This window comes from Microbacterium sp. LS_15, assembly GCF_041954735.1.
Lineage (GTDB): Bacteria > Actinomycetota > Actinomycetes > Actinomycetales > Microbacteriaceae > Microbacterium.
Genome location: NZ_JAVAYD010000001.1, coordinates 503241 through 523817, shown reverse-complemented (window position 1 = coordinate 523817; position 20577 = coordinate 503241). Strand labels below are relative to the sequence as shown.

Annotated in this window: 26 protein-coding genes; all 26 read left to right on the top strand. The window is 70.3% G+C overall.

Translation table 11 applies throughout. From position 1 onward, the window contains the following. Window positions 1–14 precede the first annotated feature (14 nt). Window positions 15–869 (top strand): sigma-70 family RNA polymerase sigma factor, encoded by an 855-nt coding sequence (locus RAC69_RS02540; protein WP_375084889.1) that lies wholly within the window; start codon window positions 15–17, stop codon window positions 867–869. 117 nt (window positions 870–986) lie between these two features. Next, a complete protein-coding gene (locus RAC69_RS02535) occupies window positions 987–1811 on the top strand; it encodes a flagellin (RefSeq protein WP_341934281.1) in 825 nt (274 codons plus the stop codon). 143 nt (window positions 1812–1954) lie between these two features. Further along, entirely contained in the window at window positions 1955–3319 is a 1365-nt protein-coding gene (fliD, locus tag RAC69_RS02530; protein WP_375084887.1) for a flagellar filament capping protein FliD, read from the top strand. Between the two features lie 34 nt (window positions 3320–3353). Next, entirely contained in the window at window positions 3354–3767 is a 414-nt protein-coding gene (fliS, locus tag RAC69_RS02525) for a flagellar export chaperone FliS (RefSeq protein ID WP_375084886.1), read from the top strand. Window positions 3768–3772: 5 nt separating this feature from the next. Next, window positions 3773–4051: a hypothetical protein gene (locus RAC69_RS02520; protein WP_375084884.1), complete on the top strand. Its 279-nt coding sequence runs from the start codon at window positions 3773–3775 to the stop codon at window positions 4049–4051. Between the two features lie 105 nt (window positions 4052–4156). Then, window positions 4157–4504 (top strand): flagellar biosynthesis protein FlgB, encoded by a 348-nt coding sequence (locus tag RAC69_RS02515; RefSeq protein ID WP_341934285.1) that lies wholly within the window; start codon window positions 4157–4159, stop codon window positions 4502–4504. Beyond that, window positions 4501–4893 (top strand): flagellar basal body rod protein FlgC, encoded by a 393-nt coding sequence (flgC, locus tag RAC69_RS02510; RefSeq protein ID WP_375084883.1) that lies wholly within the window; start codon window positions 4501–4503, stop codon window positions 4891–4893. The genes RAC69_RS02515 and flgC overlap by 4 nt, the downstream gene beginning before the upstream one ends. Further along, a complete protein-coding gene (gene fliE, locus RAC69_RS02505) occupies window positions 4893–5213 on the top strand; it encodes a flagellar hook-basal body complex protein FliE (RefSeq protein WP_341934286.1) in 321 nt (106 codons plus the stop codon). The genes flgC and fliE overlap by 1 nt, the downstream gene beginning before the upstream one ends. A 1-nt stretch (window position 5214) precedes the next feature. Continuing rightward, the gene (gene fliF, locus RAC69_RS02500) at window positions 5215–6858 is read left to right on the top strand and encodes a flagellar basal-body MS-ring/collar protein FliF (protein WP_375084880.1); all 1644 of its coding nucleotides are present in this window, start codon (window positions 5215–5217) and stop codon (window positions 6856–6858) included. Further along, complete coding sequence (gene fliG / locus RAC69_RS02495) at window positions 6855–7940, top strand: flagellar motor switch protein FliG (protein ID WP_375084879.1); 1086 nt, start codon at window positions 6855–6857, stop codon at window positions 7938–7940. Before fliF ends, fliG begins: the two co-directional genes overlap by 4 nt. Before the next feature lie 112 nt (window positions 7941–8052). Continuing rightward, window positions 8053–8691 (top strand): FliH/SctL family protein, encoded by a 639-nt coding sequence (locus RAC69_RS02490; RefSeq protein WP_375084878.1) that lies wholly within the window; start codon window positions 8053–8055, stop codon window positions 8689–8691. Further along, window positions 8688–10016: a FliI/YscN family ATPase gene (locus tag RAC69_RS02485; RefSeq protein WP_375084876.1), complete on the top strand. Its 1329-nt coding sequence runs from the start codon at window positions 8688–8690 to the stop codon at window positions 10014–10016. The genes RAC69_RS02490 and RAC69_RS02485 overlap by 4 nt, the downstream gene beginning before the upstream one ends. Beyond that, window positions 10013–10438 (top strand): hypothetical protein, encoded by a 426-nt coding sequence (locus RAC69_RS02480; RefSeq protein WP_375084874.1) that lies wholly within the window; start codon window positions 10013–10015, stop codon window positions 10436–10438. The genes RAC69_RS02485 and RAC69_RS02480 overlap by 4 nt, the downstream gene beginning before the upstream one ends. After that, window positions 10435–11745, top strand: coding sequence for a hypothetical protein (locus RAC69_RS02475; RefSeq protein WP_375084872.1), 1311 nt, complete (start codon window positions 10435–10437; stop codon window positions 11743–11745). Before RAC69_RS02480 ends, RAC69_RS02475 begins: the two co-directional genes overlap by 4 nt. A 9-nt stretch (window positions 11746–11754) precedes the next feature. Beyond that, complete coding sequence (locus RAC69_RS02470; RefSeq protein ID WP_375084870.1) at window positions 11755–12210, top strand: flagellar hook capping FlgD N-terminal domain-containing protein; 456 nt, start codon at window positions 11755–11757, stop codon at window positions 12208–12210. Window positions 12211–12240: 30 nt separating this feature from the next. Beyond that, on the top strand, window positions 12241–13407 hold the full coding sequence (locus RAC69_RS02465; RefSeq protein ID WP_341934294.1) for a flagellar hook protein FlgE: 1167 nt from the start codon (window positions 12241–12243) through the stop codon (window positions 13405–13407). Window positions 13408–13618: 211 nt separating this feature from the next. Then, complete coding sequence (locus RAC69_RS02460; protein WP_375084869.1) at window positions 13619–13864, top strand: flagellar FlbD family protein; 246 nt, start codon at window positions 13619–13621, stop codon at window positions 13862–13864. Between the two features lie 2 nt (window positions 13865–13866). After that, complete coding sequence (locus tag RAC69_RS02455) at window positions 13867–14664, top strand: motility protein A (protein ID WP_375084867.1); 798 nt, start codon at window positions 13867–13869, stop codon at window positions 14662–14664. Beyond that, window positions 14661–15476, top strand: coding sequence for a flagellar motor protein MotB (locus tag RAC69_RS02450; RefSeq protein WP_341934298.1), 816 nt, complete (start codon window positions 14661–14663; stop codon window positions 15474–15476). The genes RAC69_RS02455 and RAC69_RS02450 overlap by 4 nt, the downstream gene beginning before the upstream one ends. 4 nt (window positions 15477–15480) lie before the next feature. Next, complete coding sequence (locus RAC69_RS02445) at window positions 15481–16401, top strand: flagellar motor switch protein FliM (RefSeq protein WP_375084865.1); 921 nt, start codon at window positions 15481–15483, stop codon at window positions 16399–16401. Beyond that, window positions 16398–17054, top strand: coding sequence for a FliM/FliN family flagellar motor switch protein (locus tag RAC69_RS02440; RefSeq protein ID WP_375084863.1), 657 nt, complete (start codon window positions 16398–16400; stop codon window positions 17052–17054). The genes RAC69_RS02445 and RAC69_RS02440 overlap by 4 nt, the downstream gene beginning before the upstream one ends. 2 nt (window positions 17055–17056) lie before the next feature. Then, window positions 17057–17482, top strand: coding sequence for a flagellar biosynthetic protein FliO (locus RAC69_RS02435; protein WP_375084861.1), 426 nt, complete (start codon window positions 17057–17059; stop codon window positions 17480–17482). 189 nt (window positions 17483–17671) lie between these two features. Further along, window positions 17672–18436 carry a flagellar type III secretion system pore protein FliP gene (gene fliP, locus RAC69_RS02430; RefSeq protein WP_375084859.1) on the top strand — a complete coding sequence of 255 codons (765 nt, stop codon included), beginning with the start codon at window positions 17672–17674 and terminating at the stop codon, window positions 18434–18436. After that, the gene (fliQ, locus tag RAC69_RS02425) at window positions 18436–18711 is read left to right on the top strand and encodes a flagellar biosynthesis protein FliQ (RefSeq protein ID WP_096715435.1); all 276 of its coding nucleotides are present in this window, start codon (window positions 18436–18438) and stop codon (window positions 18709–18711) included. The genes fliP and fliQ overlap by 1 nt, the downstream gene beginning before the upstream one ends. Next, complete coding sequence (locus tag RAC69_RS02420; protein WP_341936228.1) at window positions 18711–19472, top strand: flagellar biosynthetic protein FliR; 762 nt, start codon at window positions 18711–18713, stop codon at window positions 19470–19472. The genes fliQ and RAC69_RS02420 overlap by 1 nt, the downstream gene beginning before the upstream one ends. Beyond that, window positions 19469–20572, top strand: coding sequence for a flagellar biosynthesis protein FlhB (locus RAC69_RS02415; RefSeq protein WP_375084858.1), 1104 nt, complete (start codon window positions 19469–19471; stop codon window positions 20570–20572). Before RAC69_RS02420 ends, RAC69_RS02415 begins: the two co-directional genes overlap by 4 nt. Window positions 20573–20577: the final 5 nt, after the last annotated feature.

Sequence of the window (20577 nt, the reverse complement as noted above, 5' to 3'; positions counted from 1 at the left end):
GCTACGGAGTCACATTGCTGAGCCAATCTGCTTTTTCTGCTGATTCCGCTTCCTCCCCCCAGACGCACCCGACTCCCGAGCAGCTCGCCAGGGAGAACATGCCCCTGGCGACGTACCTCGCGGTGGAGAAGGCGAGGTCGGCCGTGCACGTCGATCTCGACGACCTGCTCTCCGCCGCGCGCCTCGGCCTCGCGAGGGCCGCGATGTCGTATGACCCCGAGCGTGGCATCCCGTTCGGAGCCTTCGCCAGCAGCCAGATCAACTGGGCCATGCTGTCGGAGATGCGCCGGGCGGATCCTGCGGGGGAGCGCGGGCGCGACAAGATCGAACGCGTCCGGCTCGCCGCCGAGGCCGTGCTGGCCCGCACCGGCCGCCCCGCAAGCGTCGCGCAGCTCGCGAAGGAGTCGGGCCTCGACGCCGACGCCGTCGTCGAGATGATGCAGCTCGACGACATGGTGCGCGGAGCGACCAGCTTCGAGGAGCACTTCGACGCGGCATCCGGGCGCCAGGCCGCCGACCTGACCGACAGCGTGATCCTCCCCGAGCACGCCGCCGAGCAGACCGAGATACGCACCATGATCACGCGCGTCGTGGGTGCGCTGCCGGCGGCTATGCAACAGGTCATCCGCGGCATCTACCTCGACGACCGCATGGTCAAGGACATCGCAGAAGAGCTCGCGGTGAGCCACGCGTACGTCTCGAAGCTCCGCACCCGCGGTCTCGCGCTCATGCGAGAGGCGATGGAAGCGTGGGAGGACGGGTCGACCGGAGACCGCTCGACCAAGGCCAAGGCCGAGTTCTTCGAGGCGCTGTTCGGCGCCTCCCGCCCCGGTGCCGGGCGAACGCCGGAACTCGCGACTGCCGTCTGACCGGCATCCGGAAATTCCTCCACCGCCGCGGTTACGCGGTGCGGGCATGTCGCGAATGTGGACTGTGCAGGGCCACGGACGGACCTGCATCCGACCCCACAACCACGGAGGAACAACATGGGTCTTCAGATCGCAACCAACGTCGGTGCACTCAACGCGTACCGCAACCTGTCGGTCAACCAGAACGACGTGTCGAAGTCGCTCGAGAAGCTCTCGAGCGGTCTGCGCATCAACCGTGCTGCTGACGACGCCGCAGGTCTCGCCATCTCCGAGGGCCTGCGCTCGCAGGTCAACGGCTTGAATGTCGCGGCCCGCAACGCCCAGGACGGCATCTCGGTCATCCAGACCGCGGAAGGCGCCCTGACCGAGGTGCACTCCATCCTGCAGCGCGTCCGCGACCTCGCGGTGCAGGCCGGCAACGACTCGAACAACACCGCTTCGCGCACCGCCATCAAGACCGAGATCACGGCACTGGGCGACGAGCTCACCCGTGTGGCCGCCAGCACGAACTTCAACGGCATCAAGCTGCTCGACAGCGCGGGCACGCTGACGTTCCAGGTGGGCGCGGGATCCGAGGCGACCGAGGACCAGATCGCCGTCACGCTGACGAACTTCTCGACCCTCGGCGCCACCATCGGCGGCGTGGACGTCTCCTCGGCAGCGACCTCGCTGGCCGCGATCGACACGATCGACACGCAGATCGCCGCGGTCTCGACCGCTCGTGCCGGGTTCGGTGCGGTGCAGAACCGCTTCGAGTCGACGATCAACTCGCTGCAGGTCTCGGCCGAGAACCTCTCCGCCGCGAAGAGCCGTATCGCCGACACCGACATGGCAGCCGAGATGGTCAAGTACACCGCCTCGAACATCCTGCAGCAGGCGGGCACCGCGATGCTCGCGCAGGCGAACCAGTCGGGCCAGGGCGTCCTGCAGCTGCTCCGTTGAGCCGCTGCGCTCCTGGCGCACGCACTGATCGAGCAGGCTCGGCACCGGGCACGCTCTGATCGAGCACGGGGCGCTCGGGCGGACTTCCCTCCGCTCGGGCGCCCTTCTCCGATCCGCGCTCCGCACTCGAAAGGCACACCACCATGAAGCTGGACGGCTTGGTCTCCGGTCTCAAGACCGGCGAGCTCATCGACGCGCTCATGAACGTGGCCGCGATCCCCAAGACCCAGATCACCGCGAAGATCACCGATCGCAGCACGATCATCACGAACCTGCAGTCCCTCAACAAGTCGCTGCAGGAACTCATGGCCAAGGCGAAGACGGCCGCTTCTCCGAGCTCGCTCGCCGCCTTCACGGCGGCCTCGTCGAACGAGAGCATCACCGTGACCGCGGGTCCGAAGGCCAGCGCGTTCTCCACCGGCGTCGTCGTGGATGCCGTCGCCGTGCCGCACTCGATCGTCACCGCCGCCGGCGGGGCGACCGCCTGGGGAGGCGCCTTCACACTCGTCGCCGCCGACGGCGAGAAGACCGAGATCACGCCGGCGGGGACGGGTCCGCAGGAGCTCGCCACCGCCATCAACGCCGCGAACGCCGGCGTCTCAGCGACCGTGGTCCCCGCGGGAGTGGATGCCGACGGCAAGCCCCTGTCGCGCATCCAGCTCACCTCCACCGAGACCGGCGAGCCCGCGCGCTTCGCGCTGCACCGCGGAGCGGAAGCCGACGTCGAGGCCGGAACCTCGACCGACCTGTCGACCGAGCCGGGTGCCGCCGTCATCAGTCAGGGCAGCGACGCCCGCATCCGCCTCTTCGCCGGCACGAGCGCCGAGCAGACCCTCACCAGCGCGAGCAACACCATCAGCATCGGCGAGGACATCTCGGTCACGGTGTCGAAGATCAGCGCCGATCCCGTCACGGTCTCGGTCGCCCTCGACGCGAAAGCGCAGTCGGCCACGGCATCCGCCTTCATCAAGGAGGTGGCGGCCCTCATCACCCGCATCGACAACGGGTCGAAGGCGACGGTCGGCAAGGTGGGGGAGACCACGACCCTCGGCGTGTTCACCGGTGACAGCACCGTGCGGACCCTGCGCAGCGCGCTCGCCAACGCCGTGCAGCATCCGGTCGACGGCGTGTCGCCCTCGACCATCGGCATCTCGATCGACGACAAGGGCGTGCTCGCCTTCGACGCCGAGAAGTTCGCGAAGGCGCTGGCCGACGATCCGCAGGCGACGCAGAAGGTCTTCTCCGCCGTCGGCGCTCGCCTGGAGGGCGTGACCGACCAGTACTCCGACAAGTACGACGGGCTGCTCACCCAACGCATCACCGGACAGGAGACCGAGGTCAAGACGCTCAAGACCCAGGTCGAGCGGTGGGACGTCCGTCTCGAACAGCGACGGGCCACTCTCGAGCGCACGTACGCGCAGCTCGAGGTGCAGCTGTCGAAGATGCAGTCGCAGTCCTCCTGGCTCGAATCGCAGCTCGCCGGACTCGTCCCCAAGTCCTCCTCCTGACCGGCCGACTTCCCGCACCCCTGGAGATCCCACGATGCCCATCACCAACCTCGACCGCGCGAAGCAGCAGTACCTCGAGCAGCAGGTCGCCTCCGCCTCGCCCGAGCGACTGCTCATCCTGCTGTACGACCGGCTGCTCGTCGACATCGATCGCGCCGCCGCGGCGCAAGCCTCGCAGGACTGGGTCGCCGCGGGCACGCACCTCACGCACGCGCAGTGGATCGTGTCGGAGCTCAGCGAGACACTCACCGACGCCTGGGACGGCGCGGACCAGCTGCGGGCCGTGTACACCTACCTGAACGGACGTCTGATCGCGGCGAACCTGTCTCACGACGGCGATGCCACTGCCGAGTGCCGCGGGATCGTCGCGCCGCTGCGCGACGCGTGGCGTCAGGCCGCGGACGAGCTGACGTCCGCTCCTACGATGAGCGCATCCGCGCTGGCCTGACCGCCGTGAGCGACAACCTGCGCGCCTGGCTCACCGTTCTCGATCGGTTCGAGCGAGCGCTCGACGCCGCCGACGGGGAACTCGACGACGACGCGTTCGACGCTCCCGCCGGACCGGTTCCGGAGGAGCTCCGCGAGCGCGCCGAGGCCGTGCTCGCGCGGCAGAAGCTCATGATCGACGGCCTCGCCGTGTCGCGCGCGAACGTGACAAGGGAGCTCGCCGCGCTGCGGCGGGTGCCGACGGTCTCGGCCGACGCGCCGGCGTATCTCGACGTGCAGGGCTGATGGGGTTACGGCACGGGTCGCGTGTCGCGATAGTCGGCATCGAGCACGGATAGCTCGACGATTGGCCACGGATCGGCTTCTCCCACGAACGTCCGGAGTACCACCGTGCTCGAATCCGTCACCTCCTCCGCGCTCATCAGCGCACTCGACGGGCTGGCCCTGCGACAGCGCTCGATCGCCGAGAACATCGCCAACGTCAACACCCCCGACTACCACGCCAAGCGCGTCCGCTTCGAGGACGAGCTGCGTGCGGCCGTCGACAGCGGCAGCGGCACCGTCTCACCGACCGTGCAGCGCTCGCTCGAACCCACCCGCCTCAACGGCAACAACGTCAACCTCGACACCGAGACGCTGTCGAACATCGACACCGTGCTGCGGTTCCAGTTCGCCAGCCAGGCGATCGGCGGGCAGGCCGCGTCGATCTCGAAGGCCATCGGGCAGGCGTCGGCATGACCTTCGACGCGATCGGCATCGCCGGCACGGGTCTGACCGCGCACCGCAAGTGGCTCGACGCGGTCAGCGACAACATCGCCAACGTGAACACCGCCACGCCTCCCGGGCAGGAGGCGTTCCGCGAGCGTCTCGTGACCGTGCAGGCCGGCACCGACAGCCCCGGTGTCTACGTCGCGGGAGTCGTCGAGTCGGAGGCGACGCCGAAGCTCGTGTACGACCCCGAGCACCCCTACGCGAACGAGGACGGCTACGTGCAGTACCCGAACGTCGACCTCGGCGACCAGATGAGCATGCTCATCATCGCCCAGCGCGGGTACGAGGCGAACGCCGCGGTCGTCGACCGCGCCAAGTCGACCTACGAGGCAGCCCTGCAGATCGGACGCAGCTGATGAGCACCCCGATCGCCCCCGTCTCGGCCGCCGGCGTCAGCCCCCTCGGCGCCCTGAGCTTCGAGCCCACCGCGCCAGACGCCGCCGGGTCGGCCTCCGCCGGCGCCTTCGCGACCTCGCTCACCGGCGCCGTCGAGAACCTCCAGCAGTTGCAGTCGACGTCGAACGAGCTCGCGGTGCAGGCCGTGACCGGCGATCTGCAGGACATCCACCAGGCGATGATCGCCTCGGCTCGCGCATCGGTCACGCTCGACCTGGTCGTCGCGGTGCGCGACCGCAGTGTCGCCGCGTTCAACGACATCATGAGGATGCAGGCCTGACATGCCGAAGGTGCTGACCACGTACTACGGCCGCGCCAAGCAGGTCGTCTCCGGCTTCTCCGTCGCTCAGCGCACGATCGCCGTGATCGGCGTCGCGCTGCTCGTGATGGGCGCCGTCGCGCTCGGAGCCTGGCTCACCAGACCGCAGATGAGTCCTCTGTTCACCGGATTGAGCGCGGGCGACGCTTCGGCCGTCGTCGAGCAGTTGAAGTCCGCCGGAGTGGACTACGAGCTCGCGGAGGGCGGGTCGACGATCCTCGTGCCCGACGACCAGGTGTACGCGCAGCGGCTCGCCGCGGCATCCGCCGGCCTCCCCGGCGACACGAGCGAGGGCTACACGCTGCTCGACAAGATGGGCGTCACCGCGAGCGAGTTCCAGCAGTCGGTGACCTACAAGCGTGCGATCGAGGGTGAGCTCGCCGGCACGATCGGCGCGATGGACGGCATCTCGATGGCCTCCGTGCAGCTCGCGATCCCGGAGGAGAGCGTCTTCGTCTCGGAGAAGCAGAACCCGACCGCGTCGGTGTTCGTGCAGACGCGGAACGGCTCCACGCTGAGCGACGAGAAGATCGAGGCGATCGTGCACCTCACGAGCGCCGCGGTGCCCGGCATGACGCCCGAGGACGTCGCAGTCACCGACCAGAACGGCCGGGTGCTGTCGGCGGTCGGCGCCGGAGTCGCCGGCAGTTCCTCGAAGCAGGCCACCGAGCACGAGGCCAAGGTCGCGGCGTCGGTGAGCAGGATGCTCGAAACCATCGTCGGACCGGGCAACGCGACGGTGACCGTGTCGGCCGACGTGGCGAACTCGACCTCCGAGCGGATGGACGAGACCTACTCCGCGCCGGACGGCGACCTGAGCCCCTCGGAGCAGACGAAGACCGAGACCTATACCGGCGGCGGGCCGGGCGGGAACACCGGAGTGCTCGGCCCCGACAACATCGCCGTGCCGAACAACGCGAACGGCGACGGCGAGTACGAGTTCGAGGAGACCTCGCGCAGCAACGCGGTCAACAAGTCCACCGAGAAGACCGTCACCCCCGCCGGCGAGGTCACGAGGCAGACCGTCAGCATCGCCGTGAACCGCGGCGAGGTCACCGGGGTGAGCGCCGCGCAGATCGAGTCGCTCGTCGCCTCCGCTGCGGGCATCGACGTCGAACGAGGAGACGAGATCGCCGTCGAGTTCGTCGAGTTCGCGACCTCCGGGGCGACGGCGGCGCAGACTGCTCTCGCCGCGGCGGAGGAGGAGCGGGCGGCGCAGTTCCAGCAGGAGCTGCTGCGCTCGGCGATCATCGGCGGAGCGATCCTGCTCGCCGTCGTCATCCTCGTCGTCTTCCTCGCGGTGCGGCGCAGGATGAAGCGTCGCGTCCTCTACACCGACGACGGGCCGATCGAGTACTTCGCCACGGTGACGGAGGACGAGGAGCAGAAGCTGCGATCGCTGCGCGACCTCAAGGACCCGGATGCCATTCCGCTGCCCGCTCCGACGAAGCTGCTGCCGTCCGCCGTCGTCGATCTCGACGACGAGCCGGAGCCGGACAAGGTCCTCGTCGAGCGGCGCCGTCGCGAGATCGACGACCTCGCCCGGCGCGAGCCGGAGTCGATCGCCGGTGCGCTGGCCGACCTGATGGATGAGGCGAAGGTATGAGCCTGTTGACGGAGATGCTCGACGCCCAGGCGGACACGGTCGAGATGTCGACGGCCCAGGCTGAGGCGGTGCCGGCGGCCGCGCCCGAGATGTCGGGGCTTCGCAAGGCGGCCATCGTGCTGATGAACATGGACCGCGCAGCGAGCGCGGAGGTGCTGCGGCATCTCGGCGAGGAGAGATCCGAGATGCTGGCCGCCGAGCTGACCCAGCTCGGCGGCGTCGACGTCGCCGCGACCGCGCGAGCGCTCGGCGACTTCCGTCGGATCGCGAACGGCGGGTCGGTGCCGTCCCGAGGCGGGCAGGAGCTCGCCACCGGTCTGCTGGAGACCGCGTTCGGCCGGGAGAAGGCCGTCGGCATGGTGGGGCGGGTGATGTCGCAGGGCACCGTCTCGTTCGACTTCCTCAACGCCGCGGACCCCGCACAGCTCGCGACCGTGCTGGAGGGCGAGCTGCCGACGACGGTCGCGGTCGTGCTCGCCAACCTCAAGGCCGACCGCGCCGCCGCCGTGCTCGCCGCGCTGCAGGACCCGCTGCGCACTGACGTCGCGCAGGCGATCGCCACGATGGGCACCGCGACGCAGGAGGCGATCTCGATCGTCGCCGACTCGCTGCGGTCGCGCACCGGAGTCTTCGCCATGCGCGACAACCACGAGTCGATCGGGGGAGTGCAGCCGCTGGTCGAGATCATCAACCGCTCCGATCAGGCGCTGGAGAAGTCGCTGCTCGCGAGTCTGGAGGGGCGTGACCTCCTCCTCGCCGAGGACATCCGCAGCCGCATGGTGACGTTCGCCGACATCGCCCGGCTCGAGGATCGCGATGCGCAGCGCGTGCTCCGCGGTCTCGACCTCCGGGTGCTCGCGCTGGCGCTCAAGGGTGCGGAGGAGCCGATCGTCGACAAGGTCAGCAGCAACATGACCGAGCGCAACAAGGAGAACCTCGCCGAGGAGACCCGCGTGCTCGGACCGGTGCGGATGCGCCAGGTCGACGAGGCCCGCGCCGAGATCGTGCGGGTGATCCGCGAGCTCGAGGCAGCGGAGGAGATCACGATCTCGCGCGAGGACGAGGATGAGCTCATCGAGTGAGTCCGGAGTGGTTACCGACGGGTCCGGGCGTCGCGATAGTGGGCAGCGAGCACGGACAGCTCGACCTCCGGACCATGGACTGGCCCTCTCTTCGACTTCCGAGGAGCGCACCGTGCTCGACTCCGCCTTCACGCCGCTCGCGGTGCCGCGGGTCGGCGAGACGCCGATCGACCTCCGCGGCGAGGCCGATCGTGCGCGCACCCGCGGGTACGCGGAGGGGTTCGCCGAGGGGCGCCGGATCGCCCTCGAGCAGGCGCGCGTCGAGCAGGAGGAGAACGCGCTCCGCATGACCGCGCTGCAGCAGGCGTTCGCGGAGCGCGCGCAGTCGGCGGCGGATGCCGTGCGCGACGCGCAGTCCGCTCTGGCGCAGCGCATCGACGACGTCGCCTCGCTCGACGCGGCGCTCATCGAGGAGTTGGCCCTGGAACTCGCGGTCGAGATCGTCGGCGTCGAGCTCGCCGACCCCGCGCGGTCCGCCGCGCACGCTCTCCGCCGCGCGCTCGACGCGGTTCCGCAGACCCGCTGGACGCGCGTCGTCTTCAGCGAGCGCGATGTCGTGACCCTGCGGGACGCCGACGCGCTCACGACCATGAGCGACCTCGAGATCACCTCTTCTCCCTCGGTCGACGACGGGGGAGTGATCGTCGACATCGGCGACGGCAGCGTCGACGCCCGCATCGGGCCGGCCTTCGCCCGGGCGCGATCCGTTCTGCGCGGGGTCGACGAGGGATCCCCGGAGGAGGCGCTGTGACGGTCGCCACGGCATCCTGGCGCCGCGCGCTCCACGCGGCGCGCCCCGAGCGCTCCGGCACGGTGAAGGCCGTCGTGGGTCTCGGCGTCGAGGTGCTCGGCATCGAGGCGGCCGTCGGAGACCGCGTGCGCATCGACACGGTCGACGGCAGCGCCGTGGATGCCGAGATCGTCGCCGTCGACGGCGACGCATCGCGCTGCATGCCCCTCGGTCGACTGAGCGGCATCACCGCGAGGGCCCGCGTGCGTCATGCGGGCGCGCCGCTGCAGGTGCCCACGGGGCGGTCGCTGCTCGGGAGGGTGCTCGACGGACTCGGTGGCCCGATCGACGGGAAGGGGCCGATCGACGCCACGGCCGAGCGCGTGTCGCTCGACAACACGCCGCCCAGCATCCTCGACAGACAGCGGATCGATCGCCAGCTGGGGCTGGGCGTGCGGGTGCTCGACACCATGACGCCGGTCGGCACCGGCCAGAGACTCGGACTGTTCGCCGGATCGGGCGTCGGCAAATCCTCGCTGATGTCGATGATCGCGCGCGGCTCGAGCGCCGATGTGAACGTGATCGCCCTCGTCGGCGAGCGCGGCCGCGAGGTGCGGGAGTTCATCGAGGACGACCTCGGCCCCGAGGGCCTCGCGCGGTCGGTCGTGGTCGTCGCGACCTCCGACCAGCCGGCGATGGCTCGTCTGCGGTCGGCGTTCGTCGCGACGCGCATCGCCGAGCAGTTCCGCGACGACGGGCTCGACGTCGTGCTCATGATGGATTCGCTCACGCGCGTCGCGATGGCGCAACGCGAGATCGGTCTCAGCGCGGGCGAGCCTCCGGCCACCCGCGGGTATCCGCCGTCGACGTTCTCGGTTCTCGCGCGTCTCCTGGAGCGCGCCGGCGCGGGCACGCGCGGATCGATCACCGGGCTGTACACCGTGCTCGTCGACGGCGACGACCACAACGAGCCGATCGCGGACGCCGCCCGGGGCATCCTCGACGGACACGTCGTGCTCGACAGGTCCCTCGCGGTGCGCGGACACTTCCCGGCGGTCGACGTGCTCGGCTCCGTGTCGCGGGTGGTCTCGAAGATCACCACACCATCCCAGCGCGAGGATGCCGTGGCGCTGCGCAGCGTGCTCGCCGCCCGGCGCTCGGCCAACGACCTCATCGACATCGGCGCCTACCGCCCCGGAGCGAACCCGCTGGTCGACGCCGCGCTCACGAACGAGGCCGCGATCGGCGCGTTCCTCATGCAGAGCATGGACGAGCTCAGCACGTCCGACGATTCCTGGCAGCGGCTGGCTGCCCTCACCGACGCGTTCGGAGGACTGATCCCATGACCTTCTCCCTCTCCGGCCTGCTTCGCGTGCGCGGCGCCCAGGAGCGCATCGCCGCAGAAGAGCTGTCCCGGGCGAGCAGCGAGCGGCACCGGGCGGAGACGGCCGTCCGGGCCGGCGCCGTGAGCCTCTCCGAGATCAGCAGTCAGGTCGACGACGCGGCGACGCTGATGGCGATGGCCGCCGCTCGGGCCGCGGGGCGCAGCGCCCTGGGTGATCTGCAGTCGCTCGCTCAGCTGAGCCGCGAGGCCGAGACGGAGGCGAAGGCCGCGCACGTCGAAGCGCGTCGTGAGCTCAAGGGCCTTGAGCGCCTGGAGACCGCGCACCGGGCGGAGGAGCGCCGCGAGGAGCTCGCCGCCGAGCAGGCCGCTCTCGACGAGACGGCCACCGTCCGCGGACGTCGCCCCGCGGGGAGCGCCGCATGAGCGCCGTGACGCTGACCGACGCACTCCTCGCGACATCCGCTCCCGTCGAGTCGCCCGGGCGATCGTCGGCCGACGCCGGGTCGCGATTCGGAGACGCCCTCGACGCGGCGGGCGAGACGTTCTCCGCCGAGCAGGTGTCGTCGGATCCCGTCGACGGGACGACGGATGCGGGCGCGGTTCCGGTCGGCGAGGAGACCGAGGGCGAGAAGGGCGCCGGGCTCGTGTCCGCGGCGCTCGCCCTGCTCCTGGCGCTGCCGACGATCGACGGGGGAGAGCCTGCGGCGGAGGAGGCGGACCCGTCGGATGCCGGAGTACGCCTCGACACCGACGACCCAGCTGTCGAATCCGCGCGCACGGACGGCTCCGCGCCCGGGGCGCACCCGTCCGCACCCGGCCTGTCCTCGATCACCGATCAGGCCGCCGCGACGGCTTCGGTCGGCTCCACGGCACCGACGTCGGCCGACCCCGCGGCCGATGCGCCCGCACGGTCCGACGGTGCGGATGCCGCACGCCCGACGACCCCGGACGCCGATCCGCTCCGCGGCCCGGAGAGGATCTCCGCCGCGCCGTCCGCGCCGGTGCCGACGGCCGCCCCCGCGCCCCGCGTCTCCGGCGACGCCCCCGCGCCCGTCGACGCGGACGCTCGCCGGACGGCCGAGACCTCGGCATCCTCGGTTCCCGCAGACCGTGCGGTCTCCCTCGATCGCGCGCCAGCCGTCGATCGACCGGCGCCCCCCGCAGCATCCGTCTCCTCGGCGGTCGTCGCCGTATCGCCGGTCGCCGCCCCCACGGCATCCCTCGGGGTCGCGCCGACGGACGCCCCTGCCGACGTGGCGCCAGCCCCACGCGCTGTCGCGGCCCAGGTGTCGCCGGTCGTCGTCAGCATCGCGCAGCGACCCTCCGGCACCCACCAGCTGACGATGACCGTGAACCCCGACACGCTCGGACCCGTCACCGTGCGCGCGCACATCGGACAGGCGGGCGACGTGCGGGTCGAACTCATCGGAGCGACGGATGCCGGGCGCGATGCGCTCCGCGCCATCGTCACCGACCTGCGGCGCGACCTGGCCGCGGCGATGCCGCACGCTTCGCTGAGCATCGCCCAGGGCGCCGCGTCCGACGCCGGCGCCGACCGCAACGCCCCGCCGCTCGGAGGCGGGGGAGCGGAGGGCGGCACGTCGAACGGACGCGGCACGGCATCCGACTCCTCCCCGCACGCGCCGCGCCACGAGGCTGCGTCAGCGCCCGTCGCCTCCGCACCGACAGACCGCGACCCGGCCGCCGTCGGCCTCGACATCCTGGCCTGAGAGGACGCCATGACCACGCCCATCACCGCATCCCCGACGATCGACGCGACGAGCTCGATCCACACCGGCAGCACGACCGACCCCGCCGCACGCAAGCAGGTCATGGACGGGGAGGTGTTCCTCAAGCTGCTCGTGACCCAGCTGACGCATCAGGATCCGTCCAACCCCATGGACACCAACGAGATGATCGCCCAGACCACCCAGCTGGCCATGATGGAGCAGCTCACCGCCCTCGCGGCCAACGGCACCGAGGCGTTCGCCCTGAACATGCGCCAGGCCGCGACCGCGCTCATCGGGCAGGAGGCGTCGTACAAGGACGCCGACGGCAAGGCCGTCACCGGGATCGTCACGAAGGTGTCGTTCGACGGGCCCGTGCCCCAGGTGACCATCGGCGACAAGACCATCGCACTCGACGCCATCACCGGCGTCACCTCCACGACCGCACCGGCCTCCCCGGCCGCCTGACCTCCGTCTCACACAGGAAGAGAGAACTCCATGCTTCGCTCGCTCTACTCCGGGATCTCCGGGCTTCGCTCGCACCAGACGATGCTCGACGTCACCGGCAACAACATCGCCAACGTCAACACCGCGGGCTTCAAGGGCTCGTCCGTGCTGTTCCAGGACTCGCTCTCGCAGCTCATCGGCAACCCCGGCATCCCCGACGACCAGGTCGGCGGACGAAACCCCGCGCAGGTCGGTCTCGGCGTGCAGGTCGCCGGCGTGCGCACCAACTTCGCGCAGGGCTCCGCTCAGGCCACCGGCCGCGGCGGAGACCTCATGATCGCGGGTGACGGCTTCTTCGCCGTCCGCTCGGGCGGCGAGACCCTGTACACCCGTGCCGGAGGCTTCACCTTCGATCCGACCGGCAAGATGGTCACCGCCGACGGCTCGATCGTGCAGGGCTGGGCTGCGCAGAACGGCGTCGTCAACACCGGCGGGGCCGCGGGCAACATCGTGCTCCCGCTCGACGCCGTCGCCCCCGCGATCGCCACCACCGAGGCGACCGTCGCAGGAAACCTGCCGTCGACGGCCGCGACCGGCGACGTGCTGGTGCGCGACGTCACCGTCTACAACGCGCAGGGCACTCCGTCGACGCTGAGCCTGACCTTCACCCGCACCGCCGCCGGATGGGACGTCACCGAGCCGATCAGCGGCGCCACGGGCACCCTGGCCTTCACCGACGGCAAGCAGACCGGGGCCGGTCTCACCCTCGTCGCAGACACCGTGACCGTCGACCTCACCACGGTGACCGGCTACGCGACCCTCTCGACCGTCGCGGTCACCGAGCAGAACGGAGCGGCAGCCGGCACGTTGAAGTCGTACAGCATCACGGGTGACGGCTCCATCGTCGGCACATTCAGCAACGGGGCGACGCAGACCCTCGCGAAGATCGCGATGGCGGTGTTCGACAACCCCGAGGGGCTTGAGAAGGCGGGCAACTCCTCCTACCGTGCATCCGTGAACTCCGGTGCGGTGCGCATGGGCGAGCCGGGGCAGGCCGGGTTCGGAAACCTCCAGTCGGGATTCCTCGAGATGAGCAACGTCGACCTGTCGCAGGAGTTCACGAACCTCATCGTGGCCCAGCGGGGATTCCAGGCGAACGCCCGCATCATCACCACGAGCGACGAGGTGCTGCAGGAGCTCACCCAGCTCAAGCGCTGATCCCCGTTCCCACCCCCGCGCCCTCTGCCGCGCCCTCCGCCGCGCCCTCTACCGCCCTCTACCGCCGACCCACCCCTTTTCGCGCGACCCACCCCTGTTGCGGCCGACGCGAGAGGGGTGGGTCGGCGGAGAAGCCGTCGTGGTTACCCGCGGCGGGCCTCGTCGCGATAGTCGGAGCAGACTCCCTCCCTCGCCCGTCCGGAGACCCCGAATGATCACCGTCACCCGCCTCGACCACACGAGGTTCGCGGTCAACCCCGACCTCGTGGAGCGCATTCAGGAGTCGCCCGACACGACCCTGCACATGATCGACGGCCACGTCTACGTGATCTCGGAGAGCATGGATGCGGTGATCGACCTGATCGTCACCTATCGGGCGCGGGTGCTGAGCGCGGCGCAGGCGATGACCGGAGCGCCGTTCATTCCGCAGCCGGCTGACGGACGGGCCGAGGTCTGATCGTGGATCCCGCATTCATCATCGGCGTCATCGTCGCGTTCGGCGCCCTCGTGGCGATGATCACGATGGAGGGCGCGAGCTTCCAGGCGCTCCTGATCCCCGCGCCGATGATCCTCGTGCTCGGCTCCACCATCGGAGTCGGCATCGCCAGCCACACCCTGCGCGACACGAAGCTCGCCGCCGCCAGCCTCGGACGCATGGTGCGCGGTCCGCGGATGACTCCGGAGGCAGTCATCCCGTTCCTCGTCGGCTATGCCGAGAAGGCCCGCGGCGAGGGCCTGCTCGCGCTCGAGCAGGAGCTCGACGGGGCGCCGGACGACTTCACCCGCCAGGCCCTTCAGGCTCTCGCCGACGGCACCGACGCGGAAGACCTCCGCACCGTGATGGACGACGAGATCGAGGCGGCGTCCTCGCGCACCCGCGTCGCATCCCGATTCTTCGCGTCGCTCGGCGGGTACGCGCCGACGATCGGCATCGTCGGCACGGTCGTGTCGCTGACGCACGTGCTCGAGAAGCTCGACGAGCCCGATCACCTCGGCCCCATGATCGCCGCCGCCTTCGTCGCGACGCTCTGGGGTCTGCTCTCGGCCAACTTCATCTGGAACCCGATCGCCGGCCGTCTGAACCGCATCGGCGCCGTCGAACTCGAGCGCATGACCCTCGTCGCCGAGGGGATGCTCGCGATCCAGGCGGGCAGCGCGCCGCACCTGCTCAAGGAACGTCTCGAGGCCATGTCGACGGTGCGTCCGAAGGAGAAGAAGGCGAAGGCATCGTCCGATCCGCTGGGGGAGGACACGTGAGCACGGCCCGTCGCGCGCGCGGTCGCGGTCACGCGGACGACTCGCACGACGAGCCGGACGAGCGCTGGGCCGTGTCCTATGCCGACATGGTCACGGTGCTCATGTGCCTGTTCATCGTGCTCTTCGCGGTCTCGAACGTCGATGCGACGAAGTTCGAGCTGCTGGCCAACAGCCTGGCGACCGGGTTCGGCCAGGAGGAGAAGCCGGGTGGAGCGGCCGACACCGCGGAGGGCGTCGTCGTGCCGCCGGAGCTGCGCGACGACGACGGGGTGATCGACCTGCAGGCGCGCGCGAACGCCGAGTACGAGTCGCTGGAAGAGCTCCGCAACCGCATGCTCGAGGCGCTCACCGCGCAAGGGTTGCAGAACACCGTGTCGTTCGTGATCGACGAACGCGGTCTGCGCGTCGGTCTCGTCGGCGCGGAGACGTTCTTCGGCGACAACAGCACCGCGCTCTCCGGCAAGGCGGATGCCGTGCTCGACTCGATCGGCGACGTCCTCACCTCGGTCGACAACCAGGTGAGCATCGAGGGGCACGCCGATCACCGTGTCTCCGCCTATCCGTTCGCGACGAACTGGGAGCTGTCGGGCGGGCGCGCGACCCAGGTCGCGCGCTTCCTCGTCGAGCACGAGGGCATCGCGGGCGCACGGGTCAAGGCGACGGCGTTCTCCGACACCCGGCCCATCGCCCAGGGCGACGCGCCCGAGGCGCTGGCCAGCAACCGCCGCGTCGACATCGTCGTCGAGTCCTCCGAGGAGGATCAGGTGCGTGCCCTCATCCCCGCCCTCGCCTCGGCCGCCGGAACGGGCTGATCCGATGACCACCACAGCCCAGGAGCCCCATATGTCCGCAGCCGTGCTCGACGACCCCGCGACCCGTTACCCGGCTTACGACTTCAGCAGACCCACGCAGCTCGACCGCGAGAGCACGCGGCACCTGGAGGCCGCGTTCGAGTCCTTCGCGCGCCTGTGGTCGTCGCAGCTCACGGCCAAGGTGCGGGTCAGGGCGCACCTCGCGCTCGAACGGGTCGAGCTGATCTCGTACGAGGAGTACGCGGAGACGCTGCCCGGCACGACCGCCATGGTGGCCGGGTCCCTCCCTGGGCGCGAGGAGCCGTGCGTCGTGCAGTTCGGACTCGACAGCGCACTGCTGTGGGTGGTGCAGATGATGGGAGGGCGCAGCACGTCGCTCCCTGCCGCGCGCACGTTCACGCCGATCGAGCTCGCCCTCGTGCGGCACCTCATGGAGGGCACGTTCGAGCATCTGCACGCCAGCCTCGACGGACTGCTCCCCGGCGAGCCGCGCTTCTCGGCCGTGCACTACAACCCCCAGTACATGCAGGTGATCTCCGGGGCGGCGGCCGTGATCGTCGCCAGATACTCCCTGCGTCTCGGCGATGTGGAGACGACCGCCACGGTGATGCTGCCGGCATCCGCCGTGGTCGACCGCCTCGCCGCGTCCGGTTCCGACGCGGCGACGGCGCACGCCGCCGAGCACACCCTGGAACAGGTGCGCAACACCCCGCTCGAGGTCACCCTGCGTCTCGCACCGATCACGATAGGAGCAGGAGAGGTGCTGGATCTCGCCCCGGGCGACCTCCTGCGGCTCCCGCACCCCGAGACGCGCCCCTACGAACTCGTCGCAGACCGCACGACCATCGGCTTCGCGACCCCCGGCAGCCGAGGTTCCCGGCTGACCTGCCTGATCACCAGCACCCCCGAGGAGAACCACGCATGAGCACCTTCCACGAGACCGCCGTCGCTGCGGCGATTGCCGGCAGGATGCCGTTCGGCTTCCCCGTCATCCCCGCCCCCTCGACCGATCCGGGCGCCGTCGGGGATGCCGTCGCCGTGACCTTCACGGGAACGCCGGGTGCGCGCATCGCGATCCAGGTGGTCGACCCGACCCAGCTCGAGGACGGATCGGCGACCGCGCCGCTCGCCGACCGCCTGCATCCGATCTTCGAGGCCGCCGTGGTGGTGCTCGGGTCTGGCGCGCTGGGCGACGGCGAGCTCGTACCGGCTGCGTCGGTCTTCACGGACGCGGGGACGCAGGTGTTCGACCTGGTCGACGCCGCCGGCGCCGTCGTGGCCCGCGCCGCCGTGCGCATCGACGGGGCGCAGCCGTCTGGATCGGCCGGACCGCAGCGACTCAGCCGCATCGCTGGCGTCGAGATGGAGCTCGTCGTCGAGATCGGACGCACGCGGATGCCGGTGCGAGACGTGCTGTCGCTCGAGCCGGGGCGCGTCGTCGAGCTGGACCGCGCGGCCGGCTCTCCCGCCGACATCAAGCTCAACGGACGGCTGATCGGCCACGGCACGGTCGTGGTCGCCGAGGGCGATTTCGCGATCCGTGTGGAGCGGATCCTCGACGGCGCCGAGGTCGTGTAGCCGTGGACGATCTGCTCGTCGCGGTGCGCGCGATCGTCGCGCTGGCGGCCGTGCTCGGTCTGCTCGTCTTCCTCAGCAAGCGGTTGCAGAAGAGTCAGTCGACGGGCGCGAGCCCCTTCGCCGGGCTCATGCCCAAGAGGCTCACCGGGGTCGCGCGGACGCGTGCACCCCGGCCGGCCCCGGTGCGCCGCGCCCGTCCGGAGAAGATCACCGTCGTCGCGCGCTCGGGGCTCGGCGGTCGCGCGCAGCTCGTCGTGGCCGAGTTCGGCGGCATCCGCTACGTGCTCGGCGTGACCGAGCAGGGCGTCAGCGTCGTCGACACACAGGAGGCCCCGGTCGCCGAGGACGAGTCCGCCTCGGCCGTCGAGGAGACACCGAGCACCCCTCCGGACGACATCGTCGACCGGGCGCTGCGCTCCGTCGCCTGAGACCGTCGCGCGGGTTACGCTCGGCGCGCTCTGTCGCGATAGTCGTCTGCGAGCACGGATAGCTCGCCCCCTCGGCTACGGATCGGCCACGACACCCATTCTCGGAGTGCCGCCGTGTCCCCAGTCGTGCCCCTCTCCGCGCCGCGTGCGCTCGAGCGGCGCCGGCGTGCGCACGCGTACCGGAGGCTCGTGACCATCGCGCTCGTCGCGGCCGGACTGGCCGCCGCGATGATCGTGCTCGGGGCGGTGGATGCGCACGCTGCCGTGTCCTCCGAGACGGGCGACGGCGGCGGTGTCACGATCAACGGCATCAACGGCACGCCGTCCGACAGCATCATGACGCTGCTCGGCATCACCGTCCTCAGCGTCGCACCGGCGCTGCTGCTCATGATGTCGAGCTTCACGAAGATCTTCGTCGTGCTGGCGCTGACCCGGAACGCGCTCTCCCTGCCGTCGATCCCGCCCAACCAGGTGCTCGCCGGCCTCAGCCTGTTCCTGACGCTGTTCATCATGTGGCCGGTTCTCACCGACATCAACGCCGTCGCCGTGAGCCCGTTCACCGCCGGGCAGATCGACTTCGGGCAGGCGTTCGAGCTCGCCCAGGCACCCCTGCGCGACTGGATGCTGTCGTACACGCGCGAGGAGGACATCGCCCTGATGCACCGCGCGGCCCAGCTCGACAACCCGACCGACGCGGCGAGCATCCCGCTGCAGACCCTCGTGCCGGCATTCATGATCAGCGAGCTGCGTGCGGCCTTCCTGATCGGGTTCGTCATCTTCGTGCCGTTCCTCGTCATCGATCTCGTCGTGGCCAGCGCCCTCATGTCGATGGGCATGATGATGCTCCCGCCGGTGATGATCTCGCTGCCGTTCAAGATCCTGCTGTTCCTGCTCATCGACGGCTGGGGAATGATCATCACCGCCCTCGTCCAGTCCTACAGCGGGGGCGGCTGATGAGTCCCGAAGCCGTCATCGACATCGGGCAGGCCGCCCTCATCCTCGGTGCGAAGCTGTGCGCACCGCTTCTCATCACGGCGCTGGTCGTGGGATTCGCGATCTCGCTGCTGCAGTCGATCACCCAGGTGCAGGAGATGACGATCTCCTTCGTGCCGAAGCTCGTCGCGGTGGGCATCGCGCTGCTCGTGAGCGGGCACTGGATGATCGCCGAGCTCATCGCCTTCTCGAACGAGATGTTCGCCCGCATCCCCGGCCTGTTGAACGGCGGATGATGAACATCCCCATCGACTTCACGTGGCTCGAGGCCACGGCGCTCGCCTGTGTGCGCATCACGGCCTTCCTCGTGCTGGCGCCGCCGTTCAGTCACGCCACCATCCCGATGCGCATCCGCGCGATGCTGGGCGCCGGTCTCGCCCTCGCGGTCTCGCCCGTGGTCACGGTGGGGTACGAGCGCCTCGATACCGGGGGCTTCCTGCTCGCCCTCGTCGGACAGGCCTTCACGGGGGCGCTGCTCGGCTTCCTCGTGATGGTGCTGTTCAGCGCGATCCAGGGAGCCGGTCACCTGGTCGACACGTTCGGCGGGTTCCAGCTGGCGCAGGCGTTCGACCCGGGAATGGCGATCAACGGCGCGCAGTTCACCCGCCTGTTCCAGATGACGGCGCTGCTGCTGCTGTTCGCATCCGACGGGTATCAGCTCGTCCTGGGCGGGCTCTTCCGCTCGTTCGACGCGATCCCGGTCTCCGGCGTCATCGATCTGTCGAGCCCCGCCGAAGCGCTCGTCGGCGCGACCGGCCAGATGATGCTCAGCGCGGTGCAGATCGCCGGACCGCTGCTCATCGTCCTGTTCCTCGCCGACGTCGGTCTCGGTCTCGTCACCAGGGTCGCGCCGGCGCTCAACGCGTTCGCGATGGGCTTCCCCGTGAAGATCGGACTCACGCTGGTGCTGGTCGGCTTCGTGTACGCCGCGCTCCCCAGTGTGGTCGCGGCGATCGCCGAGGACGCCGCCCGGCTGCTCGTGGGGGTGACGCGGTGAGCGACGTCGACACCGGGGAACGCACCGAGAAGGCCACCGAGCAGCGGCTCAGGGACGCGCGTCGCAAAGGCCAGATCGGGCGGAGTCAGGACTTCACGGCATGGGTGTGCATCGGGGCCGCGGCTGTGATGATGGTGCCGACGGTCGCCGCGGGAACCCAGGTCACCACCGATCTCTTCCTCCGCGTCTCGCAGGTCGCGCGGAACCCCGCCGACGGAGCCGCGATGGACGCGCTGAGTGCGGCGATCGCGTCACTCGGAGGAGTGCTGCTGCCGACGCTCCTCGTCGTGCTGCTCGCCACCGCAGCCACCGCGGTCGCCCAGGGCGGCATCCACCTGCGGGGCGTGCCGATGCGCGCAGAGCAGTTCAACATCGTGGCCGGGCTCAAGCGCGTCTTCGGTCGCCAGGCGCTCTGGGAAGGAGTCAAGGCGCTCCTCAAGACGGCCGCGATCGGACTCTCGCTGTGGATCGTGGTGTCCGGCCTCGTGCCAGTGCTCATGGCGAGCGGGAGCCACAACATCACGTGGCTCCTCGAGCAGGCTGCCGGGGGAGCGGTCGCACTGCTCCAGGTCGCGGTGGCCGTCGGCATCCTGCTCGCCGCGATCGACGTCGTCGTGGTGATGCGCCGCAACCGCAAGCACACGCACATGACGAAGAAGGAGGCGAAGGACGAGCACAAGAAGAGCGAGGGAGACCCGCTCGTGCGCTCTCAGCGTCGTTCGCGTCAGATCGCGCTGAGCCGCAATCGCATGATCGCCGCCGTCGGCGACAGCGATGTCGTCCTCGTCAACCCGACCCATGTCGCGGTCGCCCTCCGGTACGAACCGGGCAAGTCCGCCCCGCGCGTCGTTGCGAAGGGTGCGGGCGTCGTGGCGCAGAAGATCCGCGAGAAGGCCGAGGAGGCGGGTGTGCCGATGGTGCGCGACATCCCGCTCGCGCGGGCGCTGCACTCGGCATGCGAGCTCGGGCGGGAGATCCCCGAGGAGCTCTACACCGCCGTCGCGCAGGTGCTCGCCTTCATCGAGCACCTGAAGCGTCGAGGGTCGGCGCGCGGAACCCACACCATGCCGTTCGAGAGCACCCGCGACCGCGGCCTCTGACCCCG

Coding starts and splice junctions, on each gene's coding strand:
- RAC69_RS02535 (WP_341934281.1), top strand. CDS start 987: ATGGGTCTTCAGATCGCAACCAACGTCGGTGCACTCAACGCGTACCGC.
- fliD (WP_375084887.1), top strand. CDS start 1,955: ATGAAGCTGGACGGCTTGGTCTCCGGTCTCAAGACCGGCGAGCTCATC.
- fliS (WP_375084886.1), top strand. CDS start 3,354: ATGCCCATCACCAACCTCGACCGCGCGAAGCAGCAGTACCTCGAGCAG.
- flgC (WP_375084883.1), top strand. CDS start 4,501: ATGACCTTCGACGCGATCGGCATCGCCGGCACGGGTCTGACCGCGCAC.
- fliE (WP_341934286.1), top strand. CDS start 4,893: ATGAGCACCCCGATCGCCCCCGTCTCGGCCGCCGGCGTCAGCCCCCTC.
- fliF (WP_375084880.1), top strand. CDS start 5,215: ATGCCGAAGGTGCTGACCACGTACTACGGCCGCGCCAAGCAGGTCGTC.
- fliG (WP_375084879.1), top strand. CDS start 6,855: ATGAGCCTGTTGACGGAGATGCTCGACGCCCAGGCGGACACGGTCGAG.
- RAC69_RS02480 (WP_375084874.1), top strand. CDS start 10,013: ATGACCTTCTCCCTCTCCGGCCTGCTTCGCGTGCGCGGCGCCCAGGAG.
- RAC69_RS02475 (WP_375084872.1), top strand. CDS start 10,435: ATGAGCGCCGTGACGCTGACCGACGCACTCCTCGCGACATCCGCTCCC.
- RAC69_RS02470 (WP_375084870.1), top strand. CDS start 11,755: ATGACCACGCCCATCACCGCATCCCCGACGATCGACGCGACGAGCTCG.
- RAC69_RS02465 (WP_341934294.1), top strand. CDS start 12,241: ATGCTTCGCTCGCTCTACTCCGGGATCTCCGGGCTTCGCTCGCACCAG.
- RAC69_RS02460 (WP_375084869.1), top strand. CDS start 13,619: ATGATCACCGTCACCCGCCTCGACCACACGAGGTTCGCGGTCAACCCC.
- RAC69_RS02445 (WP_375084865.1), top strand. CDS start 15,481: ATGACCACCACAGCCCAGGAGCCCCATATGTCCGCAGCCGTGCTCGAC.
- RAC69_RS02440 (WP_375084863.1), top strand. CDS start 16,398: ATGAGCACCTTCCACGAGACCGCCGTCGCTGCGGCGATTGCCGGCAGG.
- fliQ (WP_096715435.1), top strand. CDS start 18,436: ATGAGTCCCGAAGCCGTCATCGACATCGGGCAGGCCGCCCTCATCCTC.
- RAC69_RS02420 (WP_341936228.1), top strand. CDS start 18,711: ATGAACATCCCCATCGACTTCACGTGGCTCGAGGCCACGGCGCTCGCC.